This is a genomic window from Leyella stercorea (assembly GCF_019052365.1).
Lineage (GTDB): Bacteria > Bacteroidota > Bacteroidia > Bacteroidales > Bacteroidaceae > Prevotella.
Map to the genome: position 1 here is coordinate 1 of NZ_JAHQUY010000117.1, position 5,076 is coordinate 5,076.

Below are 5,076 nucleotides of genomic sequence, written 5' to 3' on the forward strand. Positions count from 1 at the left end.
ATGTGCAACTTTTTACTCATATTTATCAACTTAAATTAATTCCGCCAACGGGTTACATAAAGATACTTGTACTTAACAGTACGTCCATCCAGAGTGGAGAAAGCGCTGCCATTTTTGCTGCTGCCGCCGCCACCTTCATCGTCTTCGCTACATGCAGAGAAAGAAACGCATGTAAACAGGGCTATAAAAGCCATCAAAAGATACTTAATCTGTTTCATAGTTTTTGTTGTTTAAAGTTAGGAATTTAAATTGTTACCGATGCAAAGGTATGATTAAATTCTCATCCTCACAACACAACTTTTGGACGATTGTGCTCAAACGGATTGGGCGAAGGCACAAGCGGTTAAAATTCGTGCTCAAGTGGTTTGATTTTTTAACGGCAAAACCGTAGCGGTGGTGTCCTCAATAGTTTCTTCATGCTGCTCCACCGTTATGTTAGTTATTGCAAAGTTGAAGAAGAAAAACTTTACCCGACTATAATTTGTTAGTATCTTTGTGGAAATTTCCCTCTGAATAGCTAAACCTAATATATTATGGCAAACGAAGTGAAAAGATATCTGCACGACGGCATGGAACTGCCTTTTGAGGATTGGAGCAAGACGCTCCACTCCTTCAACGACTTGGCTTCTATCGTTCAGACTACTCATGATGCTGCACAATCGTCCGCAGTAAAAGCAATCAATCGCATGCAGACGATGCGCAACTGGCTCATTGGTTATTACATCGTCGAGTTTGAACAGCACGGCAAGGATAGGGCTGAGTATGGAACGCAACTGCTGAAGAAGTTGGAGGAAAGGGTGGATAGGAAGGGACTGACACGTAATACATTCCAAAGTTCTCGCAACTTTTATCGTATGTATCCTCAGATGATTGAGAATTTTAAGAATAGAATTTGCACGACAGTGTCATGCAAATCTACAGAAGATATAATTTCATTACCATCCGAAGACACCTCAATGCGTACCGATATAATTTGCACAACAGCGTCATGCAAATTCGTAACTTCTGGAGAAACATTGGTTTCAAAGCTTTCATTCTCACATATCAATGAGATTATGAAGGTTGACGACCCTCTCGCCCGCTACTTCTACGAGCAGGAGTGCATCAAGTGTACCTGGTCGGTTCGTGAGCTTCGCCGTCAGATAAGCACTAACCTATTTGTCAGGGCTGGCATCAGCGCCAATCCCGAGAAGTTGCTTTCGCTCCCTTCTGTTCAAGGGCACGATTCGGCAGAGTTGCAGATACGCCAGCCGTTCACGTTCGAGTTTCTTGGACTGAAGGCGCAGGAAGTTGTTGACGAACATGACTTGGAGGATGCGCTTATCAGCCACCTGCAAGAGTTCATTCTCGAGCTTGGCAAGGGTTTCTGCTTAGAGGCTCGCCAAAAGCGCATCATCATCGACGACGAGTACTACTATCCCGACCTTGTATTCTACAACCGCATACTGCATTGCGGCGTAATCATAGAACTGAAGAACGAGGAGTTCTCCTACGAGAACTTCGGACAGCTCAACGCATACGTATCGCATTATCGCGAGAACGAGATGCAACCTGGCGACAACCCTCCAATCGGCATCCTGCTCTGCACACGTAAGGGCAAGAAGATGGTAGAGTATGCGCTCGCCGGCATGGATAACAACCTCTTCGTTTCTACCTATATGCTGCAACTTCCCGACAAAAAGACGCTTGAGGATTTTTTGTTGAAGCAGTTGGAGGAAGAACATTGAGTTGATATATAAATGATAATCCCCTCGCTCAGCATTGCCGAACGAGGGAGACGTTAGATAGTAAGGTAAAGATTATGTCTCGATTTTAAAATTCGTTCATCTCGCGGTCGAGCCGGTCGCGCCACAGATACTTGCGTGTTTCGTGAACGATGACACCGTTGAGGAAGATCAGCGAGAGCAGATTAGGGATAGCCATGAGGGCATTCATGCAGTCGGCTATGTTCCACACGATAGAAAGGTTTGCCACACTGCCGGCAAATATCGCCAGGATGTAAAGCAGGCGGTAGACGTGAGTCCAGCGCTTGCCCTTCAGATACTCCATCGCACGCTCTCCGTAATAGCCCCATCCGAGAATGGTAGAGAAGGCGAAGGTGAGCAGTCCGAAGCTCAATATGAACGGACCGACGCACGGAATCTTCGAGAAGGCCATCTTCGTCAGCTCGGCGCCGTTTGAATAGTCGATGTCGGGATAGGCGATGATGCTGCTTACGATGACAAGTCCGGTGAGCGCGCATATCACTACCGTATCCCAAAAGGTGCCAGTAGAGGAAACCAAAGCCTGGCGTACGGGGTTCTTCGTGCGTGCAGCAGCCGCAACGATAGGAGCCGAACCAAGTCCGGACTCGTTGCTGAAAAGACCGCGCGCAATGCCGTAGCGGGCAGCCATGATGACCGATCCGCCTGCCAAACCGCCGCCTGCCGCTTCAGGCGAAAATGCCGAGTTCACTATCAGCTTGAGCGCCGGCACGACATAGACGACATTCATACATAATATGTATATGCATCCCAACACATAAAGCAACGCCATGAACGGAACCAACATGCTGCATACTTTGGAGATGCTGCGCACGCCACCAAGGATAACCGCGGCGGCAAGAAGCATCAGCACGGCACCACTAACGCTGGTGCTGATGCCATACGAGGCGTGCATTATGGTAGAGATGGCGTTCGCCTGCACCGTACAGCCTATGCCGAACGCAGCAATGGCTGTGAACACGGCAAACAGAATGCCCATCTTGCGCCATCCCAGACCGCGTTCCAAGGTGTACATCGGACCTCCAAGCATGTGTCCCTTTTCTGACTTCACACGGTATTTTATGGCGAGCAGAGCCTCGGAATACTTCGTCGAGATGCCGAACACGCCTGTCAGCCAGCACCAGAACACCGCCCCCGGACCGCCTAACGCGACGGCTGTGGCAACACCTATAATATTGCCCGTACCGATAGTGGCGGCAAGAGCTGTAGCAAGTGCGCCGAACTGCGACACATCGCCTTTCTGCGACTTGTCGCGCTGTACGGAGAGACGTATGGCTGTGAAGAGCTTGCGTTGCGGGAAACGCAGGCGGACGGATAGAAAAACGTGGGTGCCAAGTAGCAGTACAATCATTGGCCAGCCCCAAAGATACGAGCTGAGCGTGGTGAAGAAATCGTTGACGTTATCCATATTTAAGTGCTTTCAGTGTTATCCTACGACTGTCAATGAGTATCGGCTTTACAATAAAGCCATTACAAAATGCTTTATAAAACGATGCAAAGGTATAAAAAGTTACGCAAAAACATTTGGTAGTTATCTATATTTGCACTACATTTGCAGCAGATAATCATAATTCTATCACAAAACAAATATTATTGTAGCAAAAAAATGAACGAAATGACAAAGAATTTAGTTGCTTTTTTAACGTGATAGAATTATGACTAATATGCAGAACAACACTGACGAGAATTTTAACGAGGATTTCGAACGACTCCTGAAGCAGTTCGTGAGCGAAAAATACAAGGATGTGAAACTCGACGACATGCAGACCGAGGACGATGAGAATCCGTTTCTGGAAGATGAGGATGTAGATGAAGATGTAGATGAATACGAAGCCGAGGACAACACTCCGACAGAGAAGGCTGACGACATCTGCACCGACGATCCGCTACCTGGCGACGTCATAGAGCAGAACCAGAACGTAAGCGTAAGGGTGGAGATACTGCGCCCCATAGACAATCCGCAGGAAGAGCTGCAGAAGCTGGTGGGCTGCGGCAACATCAAGAAGCGCATGGACGAACTGGTGGCGCTGACCGCCTACAACCGCATGCTGCACGAACAGTTTCCCGAACTGAAGCAGCACCGGGTTTCGCTGCACAGCCTATTCCTCGGCAACCCCGGCACGGGCAAGACCACGGTCTGCAAGATATTCGGGGCGCTGCTGCACGAGGCGGGAGCGCTCTCGAAAGGACACGTCGTGGTGTGCGACCGCGGCACCTTCATCGGCACGCTTTGGGGCGACGAGGAAAGGGCGATGAAGCAGGTGGTGGAGATGGCGCAGGGCGGCGTCCTGATGATTGACGAGGCATACCTTCTGAACGGAAAGAACGAGAACGACCCTGGAAAGATTATCGTGCAACTGCTCATGATCTGCTCGCCGACGAGAGCCGGCGCGACATCGCCGTGGTGCTCTGCGGATACAAGGAACCGATGAACGAACTGCTCGAGACTAACCCCGGACTGCTGTCGCGCTTCCCCAACCGCTTCGAGTTTGCTGACTTCAGCGTCGACGAACTGCTCGAGATAACCAACCGCCGCATTGAGGAGTACAGCTACCGCTTCACCGTAAAGGCATGGCAGAAATACACCGATATGATAGCGCTCGCCTTCAGCGCCCGCGACACCGAGACGTGGGGCAACGCACGCTTCATAACCAACCAGCTGGAGCGCATCTACATTCAGCACGCCACACGATGCGTGAAGCAGCCGCCGAAGAATCACAACGACCTTCTTCTGATTACGCCGGAGGACATAGTGCCCATAGAGATGCCACGCAGAAAAAACAGAATAGGCTTCGGAGTGTGACTCCAAAGCCTATTCTGCAACGCTTCTTACCTTTAAAAGACATTCAGCAGATATGACTTACCACATCTGCGGATTCCGGTAATCACTTTGATAAAGCCGTTTTGCTGGCTATCTATCAACTGCTTAAGATATCTGTCTCTTTTTATTAAATTGATTATATTGTCTTTTCAAAAGTTGTGTTCAGAACAACATTGAAATGTTGAATCTTTATTATATCTGCAAGAGACCAAAGAGTGTGGTCATACAAATGATGAAACATCATTGTCAAAGGTATTTCTTTAGTTGATTCGTATGGCAACCCTTCATTCCACGATTTACCATCGTTACCTATAAAGTCATCGAAAGATTTCCACAATGGTTCCATGTTATTTCTGAGCACCAAAGCTGAAATGCATACACCTTCCCTATATAGGGGATTATAGGTTGAGTCTGAGAGCAGCGAGTAGATTTCTATTTGATTTTCTTTAAAAATTACGCTAAAATCTGCTGAATAGCTTAAAATGAGCTATT

5 protein-coding genes are annotated in these 5,076 nt (G+C 48.2%); 3 read left to right on the forward strand and 2 right to left on the reverse strand.

What is annotated here, in order from left to right; genetic code table 11:
• Positions 1-35 precede the first annotated feature (35 nt).
• Entirely contained in the window at positions 36-218 is a 183-nt protein-coding gene (locus KTQ90_RS12700; protein WP_217318737.1) for a hypothetical protein, read from the reverse strand.
• 315 nt (positions 219-533) lie between these two features.
• On the opposite strand from KTQ90_RS12700, the gene KTQ90_RS12705 reads away from it, so the two are divergent.
• Positions 534-1,727, forward strand: a complete 1,194-nt coding sequence (locus KTQ90_RS12705) for a PDDEXK nuclease domain-containing protein (protein WP_217318738.1) — start codon at positions 534-536, stop codon at positions 1,725-1,727.
• Between the two features lie 85 nt (positions 1,728-1,812).
• On the opposite strand, the gene KTQ90_RS12710 is transcribed toward KTQ90_RS12705, so the two are convergent.
• Positions 1,813-3,171: an alanine/glycine:cation symporter family protein gene (locus tag KTQ90_RS12710; RefSeq protein ID WP_217318739.1), complete on the reverse strand. Its 1,359-nt coding sequence runs from the start codon at positions 3,169-3,171 to the stop codon at positions 1,813-1,815.
• Between the two features lie 256 nt (positions 3,172-3,427).
• On the opposite strand from KTQ90_RS12710, the gene KTQ90_RS12715 reads away from it, so the two are divergent.
• The gene (locus tag KTQ90_RS12715; RefSeq protein WP_217318740.1) at positions 3,428-4,195 is read left to right on the forward strand and encodes an AAA family ATPase; all 768 of its coding nucleotides are present in this window, start codon (positions 3,428-3,430) and stop codon (positions 4,193-4,195) included.
• Positions 4,192-4,566 (forward strand): hypothetical protein, encoded by a 375-nt coding sequence (locus KTQ90_RS12720; protein ID WP_217318741.1) that lies wholly within the window; start codon positions 4,192-4,194, stop codon positions 4,564-4,566. The genes KTQ90_RS12715 and KTQ90_RS12720 overlap by 4 nt, the downstream gene beginning before the upstream one ends.
• Positions 4,567-5,076 lie beyond the last annotated feature (510 nt).